Origin of the sequence: Peribacillus sp. NPDC094092 (assembly GCF_050279365.1) — a bacterium.
Lineage (GTDB): Bacteria > Bacillota > Bacilli > Bacillales > DSM-1321 > Peribacillus.
In genome coordinates, this window is record NZ_JBNNUC010000005.1 from 134629 (window position 1) to 158845 (window position 24217).

The window sequence follows — 24217 nt, forward strand, 5'->3', positions numbered from 1 at the left end:
TTTTTAATTACTGACAATCGGTTCTTTATTTTCAATAATGCGATACAGTGTTTCATCTAGAATTTTGCGAAGATACACAATTTTCTCTCCATCATGGTCTCGTTCAGCAAAAATCTCATAACCTCTTCTTTCATAAATGGAGACAAGCCAAGGATGACGATCGGCTGTCGCCAAATAGACAGCCGGCGCTTTCACCTGTTTCCGGAGTACATTTTCTTCCACCCAGGTTAACAAAGTCGAGCCAAAACCTTTTTGTTTGTATAGGGGATCGACTGCAAACCACCAAATGAATGGATACGGACTGAAATGATCAGGATCATTCCAAGGATGACGAACTGTCACAGTGGAAACAATTTGGCCCTCCTGTTCTAAAACATAAGTGAGATTCCGCCTAATATTATTCGTCACTAGCTGCAAATCAGCTGTCGCGGCAAGAAAGTTGATATTCAATTCTCTGATTGGTTCATAAGCCCGAAGTGTGACGTTTAGCACTTCTCGAGCATCCTTTACTGTGGCAAGACGGATTAACTGTGTCATGATTGACTCCCCGTTTTTATAACATATTATTTACACAAGAATAGTCGGATTTACTTCTGCAATTTTCCTTATTTTCAATCGGTCATACTTAGAGAATCAGATTTAAACGCGTGTTTTTTTGTTATTGTACACGTTTAAGTACTTTTTCAAGATGAGGAATTCCAATTTCCGTAACGCTCTCATATACACTACCTCGACCAATTTCAATAATGGGCACATACCGAACACCATATTTAATTTCTAAAATATCCCGCCGATCATCATGATTGGTAACATCCACCGTTTGATAAGCGATCTCCTTTTCTTTTAAGTATTGTTTAACCTCTTCGCAATAGTGACATCCTTGTTTTGACCAAACGACGACAGATAATGCCTCTCCCATTTCTTATTCCTCCTTCAATTTTTAAATGATTATAAAATCATTGATTAATGCTTTCTTTCGCATATCGATTTTCCGGGAATGGCAGCCCCAAGTTGCCTCTTAAGGTTTCTGCTTCATATTCTGTACGATATATTCCCCTTTTTTGAAGGATAGGTACCACATAGTCTACAAAGTCACTTAAAGCATTTGGAACACTTGAAGTAAAGATAAATCCGTCCGCCCCCTTCTCTTCAAACCATTGCTGAATCAAATGCGCCACTTTCTCCGGAGTTCCAATGAAAGAAGTCCGGGGTGTTGTCTCCTTAAGTGCTACTTGTCGGAGCGTTAACTTTTTCTCCTTCGCTTCCTGTTTAATTCGATCAGTCGTACTTCGGAAACTGTTTTTTCCGATGTTTCCGAGATTTGGGAAAGGTGCATCCAGCTCATATTGGGAAAAATCATGATGATCGAAGTAACGTCCCAAATAGTCAAGCGCCTTATCTATAGAAACAAGGTTAGCTAGTTCTTGATATTTTTGTTCCGCCTCTTCCTCAGTTGAACCAATGATTGGCGCGATACCTGGCAGAATAACAACTTCATCAGGATTTCTCCCGAATGCAATAGCCCTGTTTTTTACATCATGATAAAAAATCTTTGCATCTTCCAATGTTGGTTGACCAGTAAATATTGCATCCGCTTCTTTAGCCGCAAAATTTTTCCCAGCTTCTGATGAACCAGCTTGAAAAACGACAGGTCTCCCCTGTTTGGATCTGGCAATGTTGAGTGGTCCTTGCACGGAGAAAAATTCTCCTTTATGCTTTAATCGATGCATTTTAGAAGGATCAAAAAACTCACCGGACTCTTTATCCCGAGTAAACGCGTCATCCTCCCATGAATCCCAAAGTCCTTTTGTGACTTGTATATATTCTGATGCTATCCGATAGCGTTTGGCATGATCAGGGTGTTCTTCAATCGTTTTGTTATAGTTCAAGGCCGTACTCTCAAGAGGGGTAGTAACAAGGTTCCATCCGCCACGACCTTGACTGATGTGATCAAGTGAAGCAAATTGCCGAGCTACTGTAAATGGCTCACTGTATGAGGTGGAAACTGTTCCGACAAGCCCTATTCTTGATGTGAAAGCAGCGAGTGCGGATAAAATGGTCAGTGGTTCAAATCGATTTAAAAAATGCGGAATTGACTTCTCATTGATAAACAATCCGTCAGCAATGAAAAGTAAATCGAACTTACCCTCTTCAGCCTTCTGGGCCTGCTCCTTATAAAATTCAAGACTTACACTGGCATCTGCTTGAATGTCTGGATGTCTCCAACCGGATATACTCCCTCCAACTCCATGAATAAGCACTCCAAATTTCAACTTTCTCTGCTCAGTCATCAATACTCCTCCTTTATTTAATCGGTTTATAGCTTCATCGACTTTTTAATTTTGGCTTGTAACGTGTTTCTCTTCAGATAAGGCTAATTGAAGTGGACTCAATAATCGAAAAGATCTGAACCTTTCTGTTTCCTTTAAAATTGGCGAATGCAGGATAAACTCATCTACCCCGTAATTTTCATGTAAATTTGCTAAGACTTCTTTTACATAAGAAGGAGTTCCAGCGATAATATTGGAATCCTGTTCTTCTATTTCGAAAGGCTCCCCAGACTGCTTTCCAAATAACTCTGCTTGCGCTAGTGTTTGGAGCGTGACAGAACGACCGCTTTTGAGATGCACTTTCACAATCTTCTGATCACCTGTTAACTGTTCCGCTTCTTGTTGTGAAGGAGCAGCAATCACTGAAACCGATACCTTAAAGCTACCAGTTGGATGGATACTTTGGTAAATGCGTGCAGCATCTTCAAATACAGTCTCATCACTGTTGATAAATCGAGCAAATACATAAGCTATCCCAAGATCGGCTGCTAGCCTGGCACTGTCAGCACTTGCACCAAGCAGATACATCTTAGGCTTTTTGGAAGGTAGCGGTGTCGCTTGAATGCCTGCAAGCGGGTGGGTTTCACTAACTGAATTTTCGATTATTTCTTGCAGGAAAGATAACCGCTCTTCGAAATCTTTTCCATCATTCACAGTTCCAAACTGTAGCGCCTTCGTTGATAAGGGGAGCCCACCTGGTGCCTTTCCGATGCCAAGGTCTACCCTTCCTGGCGAAAGATTCGATAATACATGAAAGTTTTCCGCCACTTTATATGGACTATAATGCTGAAGCATAACACCTCCGGACCCTACCCGAATCGATTTTGTCTGGGCTAATAAATAAGAAATCAATACTTCCGGGGAGGACCCCGCCAGCTGTTCGGCATGATGATGTTCCGATACCCAAAAACGGGTATACCCCCACTCTTCTGCATGTCTGGCCAGATTAATGGTTTGCTGTAGTGCATCAAATGCTGAGGTTCCTGGAAATATCGGACTCTGATCTAAAATGCCAAGCTTATAACTCATATTCTCTCCTCCGCTTTAATTCAAAGTTTACTTATGCGAATAATTATATTTTGACATATCCTATCACCTAAAACATGCTATTGGCAATGGTTTTACTAATAGAAAAAAATATTGTATTGATAGAAAATATCTATCAATTCGATAGTATCTGTAATTGCTGATGGCTTTTCTCAAATTCCCGAATTGATAAAAGAATGTCTTTCCATAATAAAGGGGTTTCCATCCCGTGATTTAAATGCGTCAGATAGATGTGCTGCTTTATCTTGATTAAATGTGACACATCCACTTCAACCAAAGTTCCCTGTTCTAACTCCTTTTTAATACATAAGTACGGTAAAAAGCCGATACAGCTTCTGCTAAGAATTAGCGATTTCGCCACCTCCAGGTGATCGACCTGAAATTCAATGCGCGGCTCTACATTAGAAACTTCAAAAATTTTATGAACGTGGTTCCAGTCAAACGCACCACACTCAAAAAATACCAACGGCTCCATTGCTAATTCCTGAACTTTTAGCTCAGTATGAAGTTGAAATGGATGTTCTGGATACACGACTAAACGAATCGAATTATCCAGGGTTTTGTAATTTTGCAGACCACTATGTGTAATATCCTTCATAAAGGCTAAATCAACCTGTTTCTGAAGCAATTTTTCCATTAATGCATCATTTGTTGCTGAAATAAATTTAAAGCGCAAATTGGGGTTTTCCTTTTTCCATAGAGGAAGAGCAAATGGAATAAAGTATTGCGATGTAATGATATTAGCCCCTATCGTGATTTCCTCCAGTTCGCTTCCTGTTTTCAACTGCTTTTTCCCCTGGTGAAAGGTACGAATAATTTGATCCGCAAATGGAATGAAGGCTTTCCCTTTTTCAGTTAAAATAATCCCTCTCCCTTGCCTCTCAAATAGTACTGAATCGAGTTCACTCTCAAGCGTCTTAATTCTTGCAGAAACCGTTGGCTGTGATAAAAACATTGCCTCTGCGGCTTTATGAAAACTATTAAGGTGAACAACATACATAAAAGCTTCAATATGATCAATATTCATCTTGCCAACTCCTTTTTCCGAAATGAACGCAAAAAGCCCCTGTTCGCTTATCGCGTTCAGGAGCTTTCGGTTGTCTAATCAGCTCATCCTCTTATAATAATTCTTTCTCCGATTTTAATCTGATAAAACCAATAAGTAAAGTATAATTTATTTAACTGAACAATCAAAAAGTCATGATATATTTTTACGTTTTCATAATTAAGATATTCCGGAACGTAATACTAATTATGCGATGAAAATTTAAGGATTCTAATAATTCCATTCTCTTTCTGCCCCATTTCAATCCTAAGGGTGTATCTTTTTTACGAATTTGTTGTTTATTCAATTAGATTTTTTTCTATTTCAAAACATTTCAAAGCTGCCCATCCTGTCTAAATTATCAATTTTTTCTCCTTATAAAAAAGAAAAGAAAGGTCATCCTAATGGAGTAATTCCAATAATGACATAAGGAGAGAAACTACATGCCTCAACAACAAATTGATATCAATCAATTAAATCAAGCAAAAGCAAACGTTACCCTTACGCAAACCTTACTTTCACAAGCGATTGAAAAATCCTCCTCTGATCCAACTTTGGCACAAGAAGCCATTAAACAAGCTGCTCAAGAAATCGCCCAAGCCCAATCTTCCGTAAATCAGGTTTACAATACAGTACAAGCTCAGCAAACAGAATGATTTTGAGTATTATCTCGATTAATTGATTGAAAACAAGAAGAAAGAGGCCTATATCCAAATTTAGGAATAGGCCTTTATAACGAATGTTTTTGATGCATCCAAGCTTTTCAACGCCACTTCTTTAATGGCGGTATGCTTTGAGGGAACTTAAACGCATTGCATGGATCATACCTCGTTTTCACTTCCCGAAGCCGTTCAAAATTTTCTCCATAATACGCAGTTGGCCAATCCTTGATGAGAGTATCCGGCCAATTCACGTAGTCACCGATAGTAAATGGCAACAAGGCATGCCTCAGGTCCTTGATCCAACGAATGTTTAGCCGCTCTTCCTCTGGATTGGTCCATGTAGCCTGATACTCCTGGGCGATGATGGCATCACGATAATAAAAAGCTGTCTCCTTTGGATCTTTAAGGCCCGCAACTCCTCCCAGGGATTGGTGCCAAATGGCTGCATTTTCATTTGGGGCATTTTCTAAAAAATGTTTCATGGTCATGATGGCTTGCTGTGGAAAAGCTTTTTCAATGAAAGATCCTGACCTTTTTCGATACGCCGGTTGATTTCCAGCCGGATAATCAAAGAACCTTACTGCTTCAATGTATGGCACTTCCTTTATCATGACATTTATTGGTGAACCAGTTTTTGTCAAAGGCTTTAATAGCTGCTTCAATCTATGTGCCGTTCCAACAAATTCCCCTTTAGCAATAATTTCGTTCGCTTCCTTTGCCTTGAATTCTATTTCTGAAGTTAAGCATTCATCAGCTTGAGGCGCCCAATCCTGCCAGGCTTCAAACACCGCTTCGAAATCTTCCCATTCCCATGTGACGGAGAAAATGGATACCCTTGATACGGGGTGTACCCTTAAAGTAAGAGAAGTGACTATGCCAAAGTTCCCCCCTCCTCCCCCGCAGCAGGCCCAAAATAAATCACTATTGATTTTCCTATTTGCTTTAATGAGTTTGGCGCCCCTCTTTCCCCACGCCCTTACCATTTCTATTTCAAGTAGATTGTCACAAGTAAGTCCAAAGCGCCTAGTTAACATACCTATTCCACCGCCGAGCGTAAGACCTACAACACCAACACTGCTTTCGGTCCCTGCCGGAATCGTCGTGCCATAGTTCCATAACGTATTATATACTCGCCCTAAATCAGCTCCGGCTTCAATTTTGGCGATCATTTTTTCACGGTTGACCTTGATATTGTACATTTCACTAATATCAATGACCAGACCGCCATTCACTAATGAAAAATTTTCATAGCTATGCCTGCCGCTCCTAACCCGGAAAGGTGCATGATTTTCCCGGGCCCACTTCAATGAATTCAACACATCATTGGAATTTTGACAAAACACAATAACCTTGGGGAATTTAGCAAAACTTAAGTTATTATTTATCCTGGCATGCTCATACTCAGCATCATTAGGTGTAACGATACGCCCGGTAAGCTTTGTTCTTTCCAAAAAGATAACCCCTTCCTCGGGTAAATATATTACATCCTATGAAATAACCTGGCAGGAAGACACCTTCCCCCTGCTGGCCTTCCTTGTAATGGGGTCAAATTAGCTTTACTCGTGAATTTTGCCGGTTTACTCGTGAATTTTGTGAATTTACTCGTGAATGCCACAATTGATTCAAAAAGACAAAAAAAGCCCTTCTCGAATTAAGAGAAGGGCTTTTTTTACCTTATCCTGAAATCTCATCATCGGATTTAACATCCAATGGTGTCCGTTTATCCATTTTCAGCATGTAATAACTTGCTGCGACCAAGGCTAGGAAAACGATGCCGACAATCAAGGAAATCCTTGTGCTAGGATTGATCCACATACCGACCAGCACCATCAGTAAAAAGGCAATTGTCGCATAATTACTGAAAGGGGCCAATGGCATTTTGAACGGATGTTTCTCCATTTCGGCAGCATTCACCTTTCTGAATTTAAGCTCACTGATAAGTAAGACAAACCATGGAATCATCCCGGGCAAAACACTCGCACTGTACACGTAAAGGAATAATTGCGGCGGTGCAAGGTAATTCAGGATAACCCCGATGCCCAATCCTAAAAGTACGGCGATCGTGCAATATGCCGGCACTCCATTTTTAGATACTTTAGCAAAGGCTTTCGGGGCTTGGCCATTCAATGCCAGTGTGTAAAGCATGCGTCCTGCACTGAAAATCCCACTGTTGCATCCAGACATTGCCGCAGTGATTACGACAAAATTAATGATGCCTGCCGCTGCAGTGATACCTATTTTGGCAAAGGTGGAAACAAACGGACTGCCTAAGTCATCCAGTTGATCCCAAGGGAATACTGTCACGATGACGAATATCGCTCCAATGTAGAAAATTAAAATGCGCCATATGATTGATTGGATCGCATTTGTTACGGTCTTGGTTGGGTTTTTCGCTTCCCCGGCTGTTATGCCGATAAGCTCAACGCCTTGATAGGAAGCCACGACAAGGGAAAGAGCGAAGAAGAATCCCGTCCAGCCTCCCGTAAAGAAGCCGCCATTTGCCCAAAGATTCGATAATCCAATAGCATCCCCGCCATTCCCTATTCCAAAGAAGATAAGGCCAAGGCCGGCAATGATCATCAATATAATCGTTATGATTTTTATAAGCGCAAACCAAAATTCAAATTCACCGAAGGATTTAACGGAAATGAGGTTTGCCGCCCCCAAGATGATCATGGCGACCACACCTGGTATCCACGCAGGTAACTCCGGGAACCAATATTGCATATACAACCCAACAGCGATGATTTCGGACATTCCGACGATTACCCATTGAAACCAATTGCTCCAAGCAGTCATATAACCTGCCAATGGATGTATATAGCTGCTTGCAAAGGTTGCAAAAGAACCTGTAGTCGGTTCTAAATATAGCATCTCACCCATGGAACGCATGATGAAAAATATAAAAATACCTGCGATTGCATAAGCAAGCATAACAGAGGGCCCGGTCCATTTGATAGTGCTTGCAGAACCCATGAATAACCCGACCCCTATGGTTCCGCCCAAAGCTATCATTTGAATATGTCTTGATTCCAGCCCTCTCTTTAATTCCTTGTTCGACATGATTAACTCCCCCAGATGCAATATCGGTAATGCTTTTCCATCCTTGCCACGAACACTCTCTTTTCATTAGGAATGCTATATCGTAATTAATATTACATAACACTTTAATTATGTTTTCTTATCTTATAATAGTAAATATTCTGTAAAAATACAATTGTATTTTTGAAAAAAACAGTTACCAATAATATCTTGTCGATTTTTCTAATCTAAGAATATCATTTTAAAAAAATGATATTCAGTATTTTATAATAGTGATCGTTCAAAAAGAGAACTTCTTCTTAAACCTTACGTTAAATACAGACCACAATTAAACGGCGGATAATGCCTGTTTTATTTCAAAAAAAATTGTTGACCTACGAAAAAATAGATGATAGAATTCCAATATTATTTTATAAGCATAATGAATGATCCAACAGTGGGAGATTATCACTGACAGACATTCCTTACAACCGCATACAAGCAAGCGATGAATGCTATGGATGACACTATAGCAGGAGCAGCTTCTGGAGAGACTGTACAAGATGCAGCGCCGAAGGATTCACAATCTCAGGCAAAAGGACAGAAGAGTAACGAATGATAGAATTGTTATTCTGAACCTTTTAAGAGATTGGTAGTATCCAATCTCTTTTTTTATTGTCCATTTTATGATTGGACTTTAAAACTACACTCTTGAAAACCAATGGAATAGGCAAGCAGGGCAAAAAATCACGTCCCTAACTCCAAGACCATGCCGGTTGAAATCATTCACTAACAAGACTATAAAAGACGGGGGCGTAAGAATTGGCTAAACAGGAATTAAAAAGAGATTTAAAAAATCGACATGTACAACTGATTGCAATAGGAGGAACCATTGGCACCGGTTTGTTTTTAGGATCCGGAAAAGCCATTCAATTGGCTGGACCTTCCATTATCTTCTCCTATCTGATAATAGGGATTGCCCTGTTTTTTGTGATGAGGGCGCTGGGCGAATTGCTATTATCCAATGCAGGTTATGCATCGTTCACTGAATTTGCAACCGAATATGTCGGTCCATGGGCTGGATTCGTGACAGGTTGGACATATTGGTTCTGTTGGATCATGACAGCAATGGCCGATATCATAGCTGTCGGTGTCTATATGCAATATTGGTTCGATATTCCTCAATGGATTCCGGCTCTAGTATGCCTAGTCATCCTATTAGGATTGAACCTATTGACCGTTAAGTTATTTGGCGAATTGGAATTCTGGTTTGCCATCATTAAAGTAATCACGATCATTGTCTTGATCATCGTAGGAATCATTCTTTTGATAATCGGCTTCAATACCAATACTGGTACGGTTTCCGTTACGAACCTATGGAATCATGGGGGCATGTTCCCCAATGGCATGTCCGGATTCCTATTATCTTTACAGTTGGTCGTCTTCTCATTTGTCGGCGTCGAATTGGTCGGGGTTTCCGCAGCGGAAACGGCGAACCCGAGAAAGAACATTCCATCTGCCATCAATAAAATCCCTGTCCGGATTTTACTTTTCTATGTTGGTGCCCTATTCGTCATTCTCTGTGTCAACCCATGGACACAACTTGATGCCACGAGCAGCCCATTTGTAGAGGTCTTTGCGTTAATCGGCATTCCTGTCGCTGCAGGAATCATCAACTTCGTCGTTTTGACATCCGCTGCTTCTGCATGCAACAGCGGTTTATTTTCAACAAGCCGAATACTCTATACGTTAAGCAGGAATGGCGAAGCTCCTGCTAAACTGGAAAAATTAAACAAGCAGGCTGTTCCAAGCAATGCCTTATTAACATCCACAATCGTTGTATCGATAGGGGCATTATTGAGCAAGCTGATACCGGAACAGGCATTTACCGTCGTGACGACCATCAGTGCCATCTGTTTCATTTGGGTATGGAGCATTATCTTGATTTCCCATATCAAATATTTGAAAACTAGGCCTGACCTAAGGGACGAATCGACTTTCAAGGCTCCTTTTACACCTTTTATCAATTACGCCATTTTAGGATTATTCCTATTCATCCTTATAGTCATGCTATTCGCCGAAGCTACACGACTATCACTGCTTTTGACCCCGATCTGGTTCATACTCTTGGTGATACTATATAACTATCGGAAAAAATAGAGCTAATGGAATAAAGCCTTGAATTCGATTCGGATTCAAGGCTTTATCCGTCTATGAAACACATCAAGAATAGGCAATTGGCGCATTTTTGCTAAAATATATCAGCCATCTGCATTAAATTTTATATCAAAATAGTGTAAGCTAATAGATATCATCGGACCTTTTCAAAAGAAGGAAAATCCGTCTTGCATGAATTTCCCTTCCCGATTTGGTTCACCCAGCCATCAGTGGCATTCAAGAATAAACCCCATTGATGGACGTTTCACTTATTTAAAACGAAGGGGTTTGTTTAATGAAGATTTTATATATCCTTACTCTAGTTCCTTTTATAGGCATACTAGGATTTCTACCTTTTGTTAATAAAATAGAACCATATGTATTAGGGATGCCTTTCAATATGTTCTGGATGGCGATGTGGGTGGTCCTTACCTCTGCCATATTGGGCATCATGTATAAGCTGGATCCCAGGAATCGGGAAGGTGACCAGGAATGAATATTGCTCTCTTAATCATTTTGGCATTTTTACTTCTATCGATATTTTTAGGGATACGCTCTTCAAAAGGAAAAGATATGGACTTGGAACAATGGACGGTGGGCGGACGCGGCTTTGGTGCGATTTTCGTCTTTCTGCTGATGGCCGGGGAAATCTATACGACCTTCTCCTTCCTTGGCGGCAGCGGCTGGGCATATGGCAAGGGCGCACCCGCTCTATATGTTCTAATTTACATTACTTTGTCTTACGTATTATCCTATTGGCTCCTTCCGGAAATATGGAAATATGCCAAAGAAAATAAACTGATGTCCCAATCCGATTTCTTTGTGAGCAAATATAAGAGTCCCAGTTTAGGAATTTTGGCTGCACTTGTCGGTGTCGTGTCGATGATTCCAGTGATCGTCGTGCAGCTGAAAGGGTTGGGAATCATTGTCTCAGAAGCATCCTATGGTGCCATCTCAATGTCCCAGGCAGTTTGGATGGGGGCGATCGGTCTTACCTTATATGTGATGATCTCCGGTATACACGGTTCAGTTTGGACAGCGGTCATTAAAGATATCATGATGGTCGCCATAATAGGATTTTTGGGGATTTATCTGCCGATCCATTACTTTGGCGGATTTCAGCCGATGTTTGAAGCGATTGATGCGGCCAAACCTGGTTTTCTAAAGTTCCCTGACCAGGGACTTAGCTTATCATGGTTCATCTCCACCGTAATATTGCTCGTATTCGGTTTCTATATGTGGCCACAAGTTTTCAGTGCAGTCTATTCAGCACGCAGCGGCAAGGTATTTCGTAAAAATGCCATCATTAGCCCTTTATATACACTCATGCTGTTATTCGTTTTTTTCGTTGGGTTTACAGCTATATTGAAAGTGCCAGGACTCGTGGGGGCAGATGCAGACCTCTCATTGCTTCGCCTTTCGATCGAGACCTTTGATCCATGGTTTATAGGCATAATCGGCGGAGCTGGATTGTTGACCGCATTGGTGCCGGGATCCATGCTATTGATGAGCGTCGCTACACTGCTCGCGAAAAACGTCTATAAGGCATTTGCACCTGCAGTATCCGATCGCCACGTTGTACGATTGGCAAAGTTCCTTGTTCCGGTCATTGCCCTTATAGCCGTCTACTTCACCTTAAACGGCGGCGAAACGATGTCAGCATTAATTCTTATGGGATACAGTCTCATCACACAGCTATTCCCGTCCCTTCTCTTTAGTCTGAAGAAGAATAATCCCATCAATAAATATGGTGCAATCGCAGGCATCATCACCGGATTATTCATTGTAATCTGCATTACACTCAGCTCTTCAACTATAGGAACCTTGTTTCCATCCTTCCCGCAAGCAGCGAAAGATTTGAATGTGGGAATCATCGCCTTGGCGGTCAATTTCATTGTGATGATCACGGTAAGTCTTGCTTTCAGAAAGCACACAGTTCGTTTGGAACCTAAATCCGTTAACGATATATGAAACACTCTCTTATGCTGGTTATTTTGGCTAATGAAACAATAGAAGAACAACGAAAGGCTCAGTCAAAAGACTGAGCCTTTCTTTTCTTCATGGGTTTGGAGCAAATACTCGTGAATTTCATGCCCGTTAAAATTCATTTTTTGTAATCCACTAAAGCCTTCCTGCCGTCATTCATCGCTTTAACGATTCCCTTATATTCATGCAGCTGTTGATCCAGTTTTTGTTTTCTATTTACAATCATCCGCGTAACCTCTTTCGGGCTGGGTCCGCCTTGAACGCTTCTAATCTCCACAAAGTATTCGGGAGAGATGATCTTTTTCCATTCGTCTTCAGTTAAATTGACTGCAACGAATTCATTGATGATCTTGTTGATGTCTTGTGTATCCCAATCATAAAGCTCTTTCCCTTCACCAATCGACCGTTTTGCAATATGACTGGCGATGGCATGAGCTTTTCTAAATGATATTTCGTAATCTCTTGAGAGGGTATCCGCTAATTCAGTAACCGTTATACTTGATTTTGCAGCCATTTTCTTTGCATGTTCTTCATTAACTTTCAACGTCGATATGACGGCATACATTAGTTTCATTACACGTCCTGCATTCGAAAAAGCTCGATATAAATGCGGCTGTAAATCATCTTCCGTATCGACGATATCACCAAATGGTGTATTGTGGATCATATTCATTGCAGCGAGTGCATCACCATACGCACTGCTAGCAATCGAACGGGAATGTTCAATGGAAACTGGGTTTCTTTTTTGCGGCATGATGCTGCTCACTTGAACATAAGGATCGGCCACATGAAATGTACCAAACTCCCTTGTCACATGCTGCAGGAAATCTTGAATCCATCTCCCTGTATTGACCATGCACGTCATGATGGCCGTCGCGGTTTCCAATAAATAATCCGCCCCGCCTATCGAGTCATAGGAATTCTCGATCACCGAATCAAACCCAAGCAGTTCCGCAGTACGGTTCCTACTGATCGGAAAACCGGTGGTCGTTAACGCGGCAGCGCCCAAAGGAGATTGGTTAACCGTTTCATAGGCTGCCCATAACCGGCCAATATCCCGTTGGAGCACATCATAAATGGCTAAGAAGTAATGCCCTATCGTAGTCGGCTGAGCCGGTTGGGTATGCGTGTAACCAGTTATATAGGTTTCTGTATGTTTTTCAGCCTGCACCAAGAATGCCTCACTCAAATGGCTTGCATAGCCAATCAATTGGAGCAGATGACCTCTCAACACAAGCCGGTACATCGCGACTCCCATATCGTTACGACTGCGGCCGATATGAATCTTCCCTGCAAGTTCATGACCGATTTCCTCACCGATCTTTGCCTCCATCATGAAAAATAAGTCTTCGAATTGGGGCTGATAGGTTAACTGCTTGAGATCTGTTTTGGCCACTTTCCGAATCCCATCAAGCATGGTTTTCGCCTCTTCTTCTTTAATGATCTTTTGTTCCGAAAGCATGATGACATGCGCCCGATGAATATCGAACATTGCATGAAATAAGTAATCTCTTTGATCATTAAAAACAGGCATCAGAAGCTCTCTAGCATATGTTTTTCCTGGAAAGACACTACCTTCATCTTTGATAAATTCTTCAAGCCTGCTCATCTTTAAACCCCCAAATTATAAAGCTTTTTCCGCTTTGATTCCAAAAAACTTGTTTGAAATAAAGAGAACGATTACAATCAGCGTGATTTGAATCATCCCATAGGCAGCTGCCTGCCCCATATTGAACATTCGAAGCTGATTCATGATTTCAATGGATATGGGCCTGTTTGAAATCGTATACAACAGGACCGATGTCGGGAATTCACCCACGGATTCGATAAATGCCAATAATGTACCTGATAAAACGCCTGGCATAATAATCGGAAAAATGACCTTTCTGAAGGTATAAAACCACTTCGCTCCCAAATTTCTGGCTGCTTCTTCAATCGAATCATCGAGCTGCTCCAGAACGGCGTTAGTCGAGCGGACAACGAGTGGAATATGTCTGACGAAATAGGCAAGAGGCAAAATCCAAAATGTCCCTACCAATATTTGACCGAAAGAAAAAACGCTAGGTTCATTGAATGCGAATATCAAGTTCATCCCTATGACCGTTGCAGGCAACGCCCAAGGAATCATGACAAGAATATCGACAAAGCTTTTCCCGACGAATTTCCGTTTGACAAGCACATAGGAAGCTATGACCCCGAACACCAGATTTGCCAACGTTGCAATAACCGCCATCAATAAACTATTTCGTAACGGTTTGAAGATATTGGGATCTTCAAACAAAAGCCTGTAATTTTCCACATTAAATACTGTTGGGTACGTTTGAAAAGTCCAGGTTCCATCCGGCACAAGTGAAAGCAAAAGAATCGTAAAGTGCGGTAATAGCAAAATAATTACACCAATGATGCCCGTTACGACCATCACCCATTTCATGATCGGGTTCTTCACTTCACTCCTGTGTGCCCCAATCCCTTTCGAAGCCATTCGATAATCTTTCCTATTCTGATACCAACGCATGAATAATAGAAATGAAATCGAAACGATGGATAGAATGACGGATTGTGTAGCGGCAATTTCCATATCACCATTTATTTTTGAAAAATAAATTTGCAGGCTCAACACCCTGTATCCGCCAGCCAATAAAAACGGGGCACTGAATGAAGCCATTGATATCATGAAAACAAGCAAAGAAGCGGCAACGATGGCAGGTGTCAACAATGGAAATGTCACCTTCCAAAAAACCTTGAATTTATTTGCACCTAAATTATAAGCAGCTTCTTCAAGGGATGGGTCTATTTTATTGATTGCAGCGGATACGGTCATATAAAAATAGACATACATCGTATAGGCATGCACGATAAGGATTCCCGATACCCCGCCAATTTTAAATGGAACTTTATCGAGTCCAAACAGATCCTTGATGGCATTTGGAATCAATCCCGATTCTCCATACAAAAACATGAAAGCCATGACCCCTACCAATGATGGAAGGACAATCGGCAAAATCGCTGCCGATGAAAAGAAGCTTCTGCCGGGAAAATCATAACGGTTAAAAATAAATGCGAGCGGAATGCCAATCAAGGCACTGACCAATACACTCAATAAGGATATATAAACGGAATTCCATAGCGCCTCTAGGTTCGTTTTCGATTCCTGCACGAAGAAGTCCTGATAATTTCCAAGGGATATCGTTCCGTCTTTTTGCAGACTTTCGATAAAGGTCCTCAACGATGGGTAAAGAACATACGCAACGAGCACCATAACAACTGGTATAAGGAGCAAAATCGTCAATCTCGTATCACGATTTTTAATCATGGGGCATCACCGCTTATGATAGGGATAAGACGCAGCTGTTTCTCAGGAAGCTGGACATACACTTCCTTTCCTTGATGAAAGTATCCAAAATCCTGAGTGTTGAATACGTCCACCCTTAGTAACACGCCTTGAACATCCACCATGACATTCACGACAGATCCAAAGAATTGGACGGAATTTATTTGACCTTTAAAGATATTCATTCCTTCTTCGGCTACATCCAGAATTCTGATTGCTTCAGGACGAATCGAAACAGCAAGGTCCTCATCAGTCTGTAAAATTGAAATTCCTTCTCTAGCTTGGTTTTCCACATTCAATTTAATCGGTTGTTCACTGTTTTTAAGGGCAACAAGTATTTTCTCTTGTTGAACGTTTTCGACTTGAATGGGCAATAGATTAATCTCGCCTATAAAACTCGCCACAAAATCATTGGTCGGCTGATTATAAATTTCTGCCGGCGTCCCGACCTGGTGACATACACCATAATTGAACACAGCGATTCGATCACTCATCGATAATGCCTCGGCCTGATCATGTGTGACATAAATGGTGGTAATCTTATAATCACGCTGCAGCCTTAAGATTTCCACCCTCATTTCATCACGAAGCTTGGCGTCAAGATTACTTAATGGTTCATCCAGCAGTAATATTTCCGGTTCAATGACCAGTGCTCTCGCAAGGGCCACCCGCTGCTGCTGTCCTCCGCTTAACTGGCTAACTTGACGATTCGAGTAGCTCTCCAGCCTGACCTTTTGGAGGGCATCCAGCACTCTCCTCTTTAAGTCAGCAGAAGAAACTTTTCTTACACGCAAGCCAAATGCTACATTTTCAAAAACAGTCATGTGGGGAAAGAGGGCATAGTTTTGAAAAACCATGCCAGTATTTCTTTTCTCCGGAGGTACACGCGTCATATCTTTGTCGCCAAATCGGACGACACCTTTTGTCGGATAATAAAAACCGGCAATCATCCGAAGCGTTGTCGTTTTACCGCAGCCACTCGGTCCAAGAAAGGTAAAAAACTCCCCTTCTTTGATTTCCAGATTTAAATGGTCGACAGCTATCGTTTTCCCGAAGGCTTTTTGGACATTCTCTATTTTTATTGACGCCATCCCAACGACACTTCCTTATTCTTTAATTTCTTTATCTCCACTTTTAATATTTTCGTCCCAATATTTCATCCACTCGTCACCTTTTTCCTCGAATGCATTCCAATCAATATCCATCGGTTTAATTTCCGTTTCCGTGATCCATTCAGGTAAATCCTTCACATCATTTCTGGTCGGAATCCTGTAAAATTCTTCTGCCAAGGTTTTTGCGGCTTCCGGTGAATTCACAAACTCATAAAAGGCTTCTGCCGCTTTTGGATGCTTGGCACCTTCAACGATGGCGATACCTTCTGTCAATACTGGTGTTCCGCTTTCTGGAATGACGAACTCGAATGGATAATTTTTATTTTCCTTAAGCATGACAACATCCGGCATTGCCCAAACGGAAAGTGAGCCCTCTCCTTTGGCCACCTTGTTATACATCATTTCCGGGTTTGCTGAATATTCCTTTGTGTTTTGGTCTAGCTTCTTTAACCAGTCATACCCTTCTTTTGGATCATTTGTATCCTTATACGTACGATAGATCATCGCAGAAAAAATTGTCCTCATCGTTCCGGAGGCTAACGGATAACGGATGATGATTTCGTCTTTCCACTTCGGATCAATCAGCTCATCCCAATCTTTCGGTACCTCGTCTTTTGATAGTTCTTTGTTGTTATACATGATGACTTCCGGTGTCTGGCTCGTTCCAGTCCAATACCATTCCGGATCGTGGAATCCTTCATCCAGACTATTGGAATAGCTAGGCTTATAAGCAGCCAGCAGCCCATCACTCTTTGCTTGATTGAAGTTCGTGGAAGGTGCCCCCCACCATACGTCTGCCTGTGGATTACTTTTCTCTGATCGAACGCGGTCAAGGATTTCCTGAGACCCCATATCAAGCCACTCAACGTCAATACCATACTTATCCTCGAACTGTTTTTCGAATTTTGATAAAATATCTTTGCCATGCGGTGAATAAACAACGATCTTATCTTCCAGCTCACCCTTTTTTCCCTTGGCACCGCCAGCATCCGAATTCGTTTTCGTATCTGCACCGTTACATCCCGAAATCAATAACGCTGCCGATAAGGCCAATACTGAAACAAGCGACTTTTTCCTATTTTTCATTAATACTCCCCCTCATCACGAAAATTCAAAATGCCATCGTGTTCCCTTAAGAAAAGGGATACCGCTCCAAGTACTCCTGCGTTTTCTCCAAGTTGTGAAGTTTTCATTTCTACTAAACTAGGAAGATATCGATCAACGATCTCCTGAATTCTAGGTAAAATGTATTCAGATGAATTTAAAACACCACCTCCTAAAATGATCACCTCTGGATTTAGTAAACTTGCCGCATTCACAATGCCGCAGGCCAGATGCTCGATGGCTTCATTTATGACGGTCATGGCTGTGGTGTCTCCTTTTTTTGCTGACAAAAATGCATCCTCCCCCGATAGTTCGGAAGATTTGGCCCGTTCGTATAAAGAATGATGGGGATCCTTGAGAACCTCCCTTGTAAAATGACTGCCAATCGACTTTCCTCCTGCGACACTTTCCAAATAGCCGTATCTATGGAAAATCGGTTTGAATTCCCGCTTTATATCCTCTTTGTCCGTTACCATATATCCCATTTCCCCAGCTGCACTTGAAGCCCCCCTGTATAACTGGTTATTCAAGATAATGCCGCTTCCTATCCCCGTGCCTACCGCAATGAACAGCAAATTCCGCTTATTTTGTGCATTGCCCAGCCACTGTTCACCTAGCGCAGCCGCGTTTACATCATTGTCTAGAAAAATGGGGAAATCAAAATACCGTTTCGCTTCGGCTATGAACGGATATTGTACCCAGCCTAAACTCGGTGCCTCTATTACCAATCCGCTTGCCGTTTGCGTTATACCAGGGATCCCGACCCCCATTCCCAATATCCTGTCTTTCGCAATCTGATTCTTTGCAATTAACCGTTCCGTTTCAACCGCCATTTGTTTAAGAAGCCCTGATTGTAAATAGGTGTTAGTTGAAAAACTAGTGTCGGCAAGAATGTTGCCGCTTAAATCACTTAAAATGATTTTCACTTTCGTCCCGCCTATATCGACCCCAATGATATAGGCAGCCTTTTCATTAAAAAAGAGCTGGATAGGCCTTCTCCCGCCTTGAGAGGAGGATTCACCTATTCCTTTCTCAAATACCCATTTCTCCTGTATAAGTTCATCCACAGCCAGAGAAACAGTTGGTTTACTTAGCTGAAGCTTAACGGCGATTTCAGCTCTTGAAATGGGCGAACATTCCTTGATGCATTGAATGACTCTTTTCTTATTGACATATTTTTGATGACTGGGTGGTCTTTTAAAACTCATCACATCACGGCCTTACATTATTTAGTTAGTAAATCTTCCTAATTAAGTAAAAATATAACTTAAATAAACCCTGTACACAAGTTATTTTTCTGAACTTTTAAAATGTTCAATTTTTAATAGTTACTTCGCATCATTTACATTTATACCCAATAGTGCTATTTATTAGATAAGTTTTTTTCGCCTGGTTAGTTAGAAAATATTACTAACCTACATTTTTTTAGGTGTTTTATAAAATTGAAGGGGGTTAAAAGAATAATGAAAAAAGCTTTGTTATCGCTGCTTTCCCTTTTGTTGGTCCTTGCATTATTGCCGCTTGGAGGTAGCGCTGCAAATCCTGAGGAAGCCAACGTTGAGTTATGGAATTCGGTCAAGCCGCTCGAGACGACCGTAACATTTTTGAACAGCGGTGCCCATCCGGATGATGAACGCAGTGACTTTCTCGCTTATCTATCGAGAGGGTTAGGGGTTAAGACATCCAGCCTGATTGCAAACCGTGGTGAAGGCGGACAAAATGAAATCGGGGATGAACTGGACAATGCTCTTGGAATCATCCGTTCGAGGGAAATGATAGAAGCTGCAAAAATCACCGGGGTTAAGGCCTATCATTTAAGTGAAACGACCTCAGATCCCATTTATGATTTCGGCTTCTCTAAAACACCAGAGGAAACATTGGAAAAATGGGGCGAGGAACTCACCTATGAAAGGCTAATCCGCTTTATTCGAACATATCAGCCGGATATATTGATGCCCTCCTTTCAAAATGATGATACCCAGCATGGACATCACCGAACAATGACAATCTTAAGTGAACGTGCCTTCAAGGATGCCGCCGACCCAACCGTGTTTCCACAACAATTGAAACAAGGTCTATCGGTATGGCAAGTGAAAAAGCTATATTTGCCCGTTTCCTCGGCAGATCAAGCAACCACTTCGATTGAAATTGGTAAATTTGACCCAATATACAATATGACTTACCCGCAGCTTGGAGAACAATCTCGCTATTTGCATAAAAGCCAAGGCATGGGTTCTGATATCCCTGCAGCACCTCGCCAGATCCATCTTAATTTGAAGCAAAGCGCCGTTGATACAAAAAATCAGTCGGACCTTTTTGCAGGTGTGCCTTACAATTTTACTGAATGGGCTGAAAAACTCCCTCACTCAGCTTCAAAATTGAAAGATGGATTTAAATACCTGCAACGGAATTTGGACGCTGTTATTGCGGCTTATCCAAATGAAGAACGTGTTTTTACAAAATCCCAGACAGCTCTCTCCAATGTTCGTTCAATTACTGCGCAAGTCAAAAAGTCAAAGCTAAGCCTTGCCATTAAAAACGACTTGCTCCATAAACTCTCTTTAAAAGAAGAGCAATTGCAAAACGTCAGTTATGTCTCTTCAGGACTTGAAGTTCAAGCTAACGCGGCTTCAAAGATCCTTACAAAAGGCCAAAGGACGAATGTAACCGTTACAGTGAAAAATAACGGGAAACAAACATTGAAAAAAGTAGCTGCTGCATTGAACGTGCCTAAAGGATGGAAGATCAAAACAAAAGCTAAAGATGTCAATCTGGCACCAAATAAATCAGCGACGATGACTTACCTGGTTGAAGTCCCTGAAAATGCAGCCTATTACCATGCCTACGATGAATCAACCATTACAACGAGCATTTCTTATAAATACGGCAGCACAAAAACCGCCATCCAGGAAGAATTGGATGGAACGATCGCTGTCCTTCCCGACGTTGGCCTTACCCTATCTCCTGAAGATACCGTCGTAAATACAGCAGATGTAAAAGAAGAAATCCCAGTGACCGTAACCTTGAAAAACTACACAGAAGGAAAAACATCAGTAAAGGTCGCTTTAAAAGTCCCTGAAAACTGGGGAGTTCATCCCAAAAATGCCACTGTATCATTTAATGGAAAGTCAGAAGAAAAACAAGTAAAATTCACCCTCAGACCGCCGAAAGCAATTCAAAATGGTGAATATCAGGTTAAGGCAGCTGCTACTGTCAATGGGAAAACCTTTGATTCGACCATTCAGGAGATTTCCTATGACCATATCGGAACATTCTATTACCAATACCCAGCAGCTATCAATACCGTTGCATTTGAGCTTTTGAAGCCAGCTTCATTAAAAGTGGGGTACATTGAAAGTGGATTCGATAAAGTGGCAGATTATTTAAGCAATGCAGGTCTGAACATTACGAAGTTAACTGCAGCTGATTTAGCTGAAGGTGATTTAAGTCAATATGACACGATCGTTACAGGCATCCGCGCTTATTTATCAAGGGAAGATTTAAAGGCAAATAACGCGCGCTTACTTGAATATGTGGAAAACGGCGGTCATCTCGTCGTTCAGTACCATAAACCGGGTGATGGGTGGGATGCCCTGAAGACAGCCCCATACCCCCTTACCCTTGGGAATCCTTCCATTCGCTGGCGGGTAACCGATGAAAATGCCACGGTAAACGTCTTGAAACCAGAATCGGCTCTCTTTAACTATCCAAATAAAATAACAAGTGATGACTGGAGCAATTGGGTCCAAGAAAGAGGATTGTATTTCCCAATGGAATGGGATGAACGGTTTGAAACATTCATTTCCATGGCCGATCCAAATGAAGAACCATTTGATGGCGGAATCCTCATGGCTAAATACGGCAATGGCACCTACCTCTACACCAACCTTGTCCTATACAGGCAAATTCAAGGCCAGGTTCCAGGCGGATATCGAATCATGACGAACTTGATTAGTTATGGTGCCAAGTAAATAAGAAAAAAACCTATGCATATGGCGAATGCATAGGTTTTTTTAGTGCTTGCCCGATGATATTAATAACCAGGGCCTGACTGACTCCCGCTCCCTACAGTCATCCCATTAAAGCACTTTGCTCAAGAAGGCTTTCGTTCTTTCGTGCTGAGGGTTGCCGAATAATTCATTCGGCTCATTTTCTTCCACGATATACCCTCCATCCATGAATATGACCCGGTCCCCGACTTCCCGGGCAAAGCCCATTTCATGTGTAACGACGACCATTGTCATGCCTTCCTTGGCAAGTTGTTTCATTACCTCCAAAACATCGCCGACCATCTCAGGATCAAGCGCAGAAGTCGGTTCATCAAATAGCATGATTTTCGGATTCATCGCTAATGCCCTTGCGATGGCGACCCGCTGTTTTTGTCCCCCGGAAAGTTCCCCCGGATAGCTATTTGCTTTTTCCTTAAGGCCAACCTTATCCAATAATTCAAGCGCCAACCTTCCTGCTTCCGCTTTCTCGGTGGCACGAATTTTAATAGGGCCCAATGTTATGTTCTCAAGGACGGTTTTATGAGGAAATAGATTGAAATGTTGAAAAACCATCCCAACTTCTTGCCGTACTTTGTTTATATTGATTTTCTTTTTAGGATCGGTTATATCATGTCCGTTAATGACCACCTCACCGCCCGTAATTTCCTCTAGGAGATTCAGGCAACGCAGAAATGTACTCTTTCCAGATCCAGAAGGGCCTATTACGCAAATTACTTCCTTTTCCTGCACTTCTGCATTAATATCTTTTAAAACCTCGACAGCTCCAAATGATTTTCTCAGGTTTTTTACAGTAATGATGCTCATCGAACTTGTACCCTCCTTTCTATGAAATTAGCAATTAGGGTTAACAAATAGATGATGATAAAGTAAATAACACCAACTGCCAGCCAAATCTTGAATGCTTCAAAGGTTGCCGAAGCTTGAATCTGACCTTGCTGGGTTAAATCGGCAATGCCAATGACGGATAATAGCGAAGTGTCTTTCAAGCTGATGATCGATTGATTCGTAATGGTAGGGAGCATCCTTCTAAAGGCTTGCGGCAGCACGACATACCTCATCGTTTGAGTACCCGTGAACCCGATGGATCTTGCCGCTTCCGTTTGTCCTTTATCGATGGATTGTATCCCCGCCCTTATTATTTCAGCAAAATATGCACCTGCATTGATGGCAACGGTAATTATTCCAGCTGTTGTACTGTCCAAAGAAATCAAATTCAGTGAATTCACTCCAAAATAGATAAAAAACAGCTGAACGATGAACGGTGTCCCTCGTATCGCATCCACATAAACCTTTGCAATCCAGTTCAAGACCTTGATGGGGGCAAGTCGCAGCAAAGCGACCAGTAAACCAATCAAAAACCCTAGGATAATGGCAATCACAAAGATATAAAGTGTCACCTGAAGTCCTTTTAATAAAATAGGCAATGCCGCAACAATTATATCCATTTCTTTCACCCCTTTGAAAAAGAAAGCGCGCCATAAGCGCGCCTATCGAACTTTAATCTATTGTTTATTCACCAAGATACGTTTTAATAATTTCATCATATGTGCCATCTTTTTTCAGATTGGCAAGACCATCATTTATTTTCTTCAATAAATCCTTGTTTTGTCCTTTTAATACAGCAATTCCATATTGGTCACCATTCAAACGGTCACCTACGATTTTCAATCCAAGATCTTTTTGGGCGATCGCATAGGAGATAACCGGGTAATCTTCTATAAGAGCATCCGCATTACCGTTGGCCACTTCCTGGAACATCGCTGGACTATCATTGAATTGAACTACTTTAATTCCTAGCTTCGTAGCATTATCCTGAGCATATTTAGCACCTGTTGTTCCTTTTTTGACTGCAATGGTTTTCCCTTTAAGATCTTTAACCGTTTTAGTGCTTGTATTATCTTTTTTAACAACTATTGTTAATCCTGCATCAAAATAAGGTGTTGAGAAATCCACTACCTTTTTTCTTTCCTCTGTAATACTCATGCCCGCAATGGCCACATCCAGCTGATTGGCTTGCATAGCCGGAATGATTCCGCCGAAATCCATTGGAGACAATTTGATTTTAAAATCCTGGTCTTTTGCAATTGCATTGATCAATTCAATATCAATGCCTTTATATTCATTCCCCTCTTTAAATTCAAAAGGAGGATAAGTCGTATCCACACCAACTTTATATACCTTTTCAGGTTCCTTTTCCTCACCTGCATTTTTTTCTTCATTGGTTCCACAAGCCGAGATAAAGATAGTTAGAATCAAAAACATACTCAGTAAACCAAGTTTCTTCATTCAAATCACTCCAATTCTTAGATTATACGTGATAATAAATAATTCTCCCTATAATATAGCATAAGAATAAAGTATTATTATATGAATTTTTAGAATAAATAATATTTTCTCCAAATAATTTTTATG

General features: G+C 41.4%; 20 protein-coding genes and 1 riboswitch. Of the genes, 5 read left to right on the top strand and 15 right to left on the bottom strand.

Annotation, left to right across the window (positions count from 1 at the left end):
- Positions 1-3 precede the first annotated feature (3 nt).
- From ACQKNS_RS21305 to ACQKNS_RS21325, 5 genes are all read right to left on the bottom strand, one after another.
- Positions 4-537: a GNAT family N-acetyltransferase gene (locus ACQKNS_RS21305; protein ID WP_427645254.1), complete on the bottom strand. Its 534-nt coding sequence runs from the start codon at positions 535-537 to the stop codon at positions 4-6.
- Positions 538-658: 121 nt separating this feature from the next.
- On the bottom strand, positions 659-919 hold the full coding sequence (locus ACQKNS_RS21310; protein WP_141992636.1) for a glutaredoxin family protein: 261 nt from the start codon (positions 917-919) through the stop codon (positions 659-661).
- Between the two features lie 37 nt (positions 920-956).
- Positions 957-2291 carry an LLM class flavin-dependent oxidoreductase gene (locus ACQKNS_RS21315; protein WP_427645255.1) on the bottom strand — a complete coding sequence of 445 codons (1335 nt, stop codon included), beginning with the start codon at positions 2289-2291 and terminating at the stop codon, positions 957-959.
- Between the two features lie 45 nt (positions 2292-2336).
- Positions 2337-3359, bottom strand: coding sequence for an LLM class flavin-dependent oxidoreductase (locus ACQKNS_RS21320; RefSeq protein ID WP_427645256.1), 1023 nt, complete (start codon positions 3357-3359; stop codon positions 2337-2339).
- 133 nt (positions 3360-3492) lie between these two features.
- Entirely contained in the window at positions 3493-4404 is a 912-nt protein-coding gene (locus ACQKNS_RS21325; RefSeq protein WP_427645257.1) for a LysR family transcriptional regulator, read from the bottom strand.
- A 461-nt stretch (positions 4405-4865) separates the two neighbouring features.
- On the opposite strand from ACQKNS_RS21325, the gene ACQKNS_RS21330 reads away from it, so the two are divergent.
- Complete coding sequence (locus ACQKNS_RS21330) at positions 4866-5078, top strand: hypothetical protein (protein WP_323598820.1); 213 nt, start codon at positions 4866-4868, stop codon at positions 5076-5078.
- A 107-nt stretch (positions 5079-5185) separates the two neighbouring features.
- On the opposite strand, the gene ACQKNS_RS21335 is transcribed toward ACQKNS_RS21330, so the two are convergent.
- A complete protein-coding gene (locus tag ACQKNS_RS21335) occupies positions 5186-6535 on the bottom strand; it encodes an FAD-binding oxidoreductase (RefSeq protein WP_427645258.1) in 1350 nt (449 codons plus the stop codon).
- 223 nt (positions 6536-6758) lie between these two features.
- Positions 6759-8147 carry an amino acid permease gene (locus ACQKNS_RS21340; protein WP_427645259.1) on the bottom strand — a complete coding sequence of 463 codons (1389 nt, stop codon included), beginning with the start codon at positions 8145-8147 and terminating at the stop codon, positions 6759-6761.
- A gap of 493 nt (positions 8148-8640) precedes the next feature.
- Positions 8641-8719: riboswitch (glycine riboswitch) on the top strand.
- 208 nt (positions 8720-8927) lie between these two features.
- On the opposite strand from ACQKNS_RS21340, the gene ACQKNS_RS21345 reads away from it, so the two are divergent.
- The 3 genes from ACQKNS_RS21345 (at position 8928) to ACQKNS_RS21355 (ending at position 12233) form a co-directional block, all read left to right on the top strand.
- The gene (locus tag ACQKNS_RS21345) at positions 8928-10265 is read left to right on the top strand and encodes an amino acid permease (RefSeq protein WP_427645260.1); all 1338 of its coding nucleotides are present in this window, start codon (positions 8928-8930) and stop codon (positions 10263-10265) included.
- Between the two features lie 292 nt (positions 10266-10557).
- The gene (locus tag ACQKNS_RS21350) at positions 10558-10758 is read left to right on the top strand and encodes a DUF3311 domain-containing protein (RefSeq protein WP_427645261.1); all 201 of its coding nucleotides are present in this window, start codon (positions 10558-10560) and stop codon (positions 10756-10758) included.
- On the top strand, positions 10755-12233 hold the full coding sequence (locus ACQKNS_RS21355) for a sodium:solute symporter family protein (RefSeq protein WP_427645262.1): 1479 nt from the start codon (positions 10755-10757) through the stop codon (positions 12231-12233). The genes ACQKNS_RS21350 and ACQKNS_RS21355 overlap by 4 nt, the downstream gene beginning before the upstream one ends.
- A gap of 133 nt (positions 12234-12366) precedes the next feature.
- Here ACQKNS_RS21355 and argH read toward each other — a convergent pair whose 3' ends face one another.
- Genes argH through ACQKNS_RS21380 form a run of 5 tightly spaced genes read right to left on the bottom strand, consistent with a single transcriptional unit; the run spans position 12367 to position 19003 of the window.
- Entirely contained in the window at positions 12367-13857 is a 1491-nt protein-coding gene (gene argH, locus ACQKNS_RS21360; RefSeq protein WP_427645263.1) for an argininosuccinate lyase, read from the bottom strand.
- 15 nt (positions 13858-13872) lie between these two features.
- Entirely contained in the window at positions 13873-15561 is a 1689-nt protein-coding gene (locus ACQKNS_RS21365) for an ABC transporter permease (RefSeq protein ID WP_427645264.1), read from the bottom strand.
- A complete protein-coding gene (locus ACQKNS_RS21370) occupies positions 15558-16670 on the bottom strand; it encodes an ABC transporter ATP-binding protein (RefSeq protein WP_427645265.1) in 1113 nt (370 codons plus the stop codon). The genes ACQKNS_RS21365 and ACQKNS_RS21370 overlap by 4 nt, the downstream gene beginning before the upstream one ends.
- Positions 16671-16685: 15 nt before the next feature.
- Positions 16686-17777 (bottom strand): extracellular solute-binding protein, encoded by a 1092-nt coding sequence (locus ACQKNS_RS21375; RefSeq protein WP_427645266.1) that lies wholly within the window; start codon positions 17775-17777, stop codon positions 16686-16688.
- Positions 17777-19003, bottom strand: coding sequence for an ROK family transcriptional regulator (locus ACQKNS_RS21380; protein ID WP_427645267.1), 1227 nt, complete (start codon positions 19001-19003; stop codon positions 17777-17779). The genes ACQKNS_RS21375 and ACQKNS_RS21380 overlap by 1 nt, the downstream gene beginning before the upstream one ends.
- A gap of 255 nt (positions 19004-19258) precedes the next feature.
- On the opposite strand from ACQKNS_RS21380, the gene ACQKNS_RS21385 reads away from it, so the two are divergent.
- Entirely contained in the window at positions 19259-21766 is a 2508-nt protein-coding gene (locus ACQKNS_RS21385) for an NEW3 domain-containing protein (RefSeq protein WP_427645268.1), read from the top strand.
- A gap of 108 nt (positions 21767-21874) precedes the next feature.
- On the opposite strand, the gene ACQKNS_RS21390 is transcribed toward ACQKNS_RS21385, so the two are convergent.
- The 3 genes from ACQKNS_RS21390 to ACQKNS_RS21400 all read right to left on the bottom strand — a co-directional run bounded on the left by ACQKNS_RS21390 (position 21875) and on the right by ACQKNS_RS21400 (position 24091).
- Positions 21875-22609, bottom strand: coding sequence for an amino acid ABC transporter ATP-binding protein (locus ACQKNS_RS21390; RefSeq protein ID WP_427645269.1), 735 nt, complete (start codon positions 22607-22609; stop codon positions 21875-21877).
- Positions 22606-23250 (bottom strand): amino acid ABC transporter permease, encoded by a 645-nt coding sequence (locus tag ACQKNS_RS21395; RefSeq protein WP_427645270.1) that lies wholly within the window; start codon positions 23248-23250, stop codon positions 22606-22608. The genes ACQKNS_RS21390 and ACQKNS_RS21395 overlap by 4 nt, the downstream gene beginning before the upstream one ends.
- A gap of 64 nt (positions 23251-23314) precedes the next feature.
- Positions 23315-24091 (bottom strand): transporter substrate-binding domain-containing protein, encoded by a 777-nt coding sequence (locus tag ACQKNS_RS21400; RefSeq protein ID WP_076370949.1) that lies wholly within the window; start codon positions 24089-24091, stop codon positions 23315-23317.
- Positions 24092-24217: the final 126 nt, after the last annotated feature.

Coding starts and splice junctions, on each gene's coding strand:
- ACQKNS_RS21305 (WP_427645254.1), bottom strand. CDS start 537: ATGACACAGTTAATCCGTCTTGCCACAGTAAAGGATGCTCGAGAAGTG.
- ACQKNS_RS21310 (WP_141992636.1), bottom strand. CDS start 919: ATGGGAGAGGCATTATCTGTCGTCGTTTGGTCAAAACAAGGATGTCAC.
- ACQKNS_RS21315 (WP_427645255.1), bottom strand. CDS start 2,291: ATGACTGAGCAGAGAAAGTTGAAATTTGGAGTGCTTATTCATGGAGTT.
- ACQKNS_RS21320 (WP_427645256.1), bottom strand. CDS start 3,359: ATGAGTTATAAGCTTGGCATTTTAGATCAGAGTCCGATATTTCCAGGA.
- ACQKNS_RS21325 (WP_427645257.1), bottom strand. CDS start 4,404: ATGAATATTGATCATATTGAAGCTTTTATGTATGTTGTTCACCTTAAT.
- ACQKNS_RS21330 (WP_323598820.1), top strand. CDS start 4,866: ATGCCTCAACAACAAATTGATATCAATCAATTAAATCAAGCAAAAGCA.
- ACQKNS_RS21340 (WP_427645259.1), bottom strand. CDS start 8,147: ATGTCGAACAAGGAATTAAAGAGAGGGCTGGAATCAAGACATATTCAA.
- ACQKNS_RS21350 (WP_427645261.1), top strand. CDS start 10,558: ATGAAGATTTTATATATCCTTACTCTAGTTCCTTTTATAGGCATACTA.
- ACQKNS_RS21355 (WP_427645262.1), top strand. CDS start 10,755: ATGAATATTGCTCTCTTAATCATTTTGGCATTTTTACTTCTATCGATA.
- argH (WP_427645263.1), bottom strand. CDS start 13,857: ATGAGCAGGCTTGAAGAATTTATCAAAGATGAAGGTAGTGTCTTTCCA.
- ACQKNS_RS21365 (WP_427645264.1), bottom strand. CDS start 15,561: ATGATTAAAAATCGTGATACGAGATTGACGATTTTGCTCCTTATACCA.
- ACQKNS_RS21370 (WP_427645265.1), bottom strand. CDS start 16,670: ATGGCGTCAATAAAAATAGAGAATGTCCAAAAAGCCTTCGGGAAAACG.
- ACQKNS_RS21375 (WP_427645266.1), bottom strand. CDS start 17,777: ATGAAAAATAGGAAAAAGTCGCTTGTTTCAGTATTGGCCTTATCGGCA.
- ACQKNS_RS21380 (WP_427645267.1), bottom strand. CDS start 19,003: ATGAGTTTTAAAAGACCACCCAGTCATCAAAAATATGTCAATAAGAAA.
- ACQKNS_RS21385 (WP_427645268.1), top strand. CDS start 19,259: ATGAAAAAAGCTTTGTTATCGCTGCTTTCCCTTTTGTTGGTCCTTGCA.
- ACQKNS_RS21390 (WP_427645269.1), bottom strand. CDS start 22,609: ATGAGCATCATTACTGTAAAAAACCTGAGAAAATCATTTGGAGCTGTC.
- ACQKNS_RS21395 (WP_427645270.1), bottom strand. CDS start 23,250: ATGGATATAATTGTTGCGGCATTGCCTATTTTATTAAAAGGACTTCAG.
- ACQKNS_RS21400 (WP_076370949.1), bottom strand. CDS start 24,091: ATGAAGAAACTTGGTTTACTGAGTATGTTTTTGATTCTAACTATCTTT.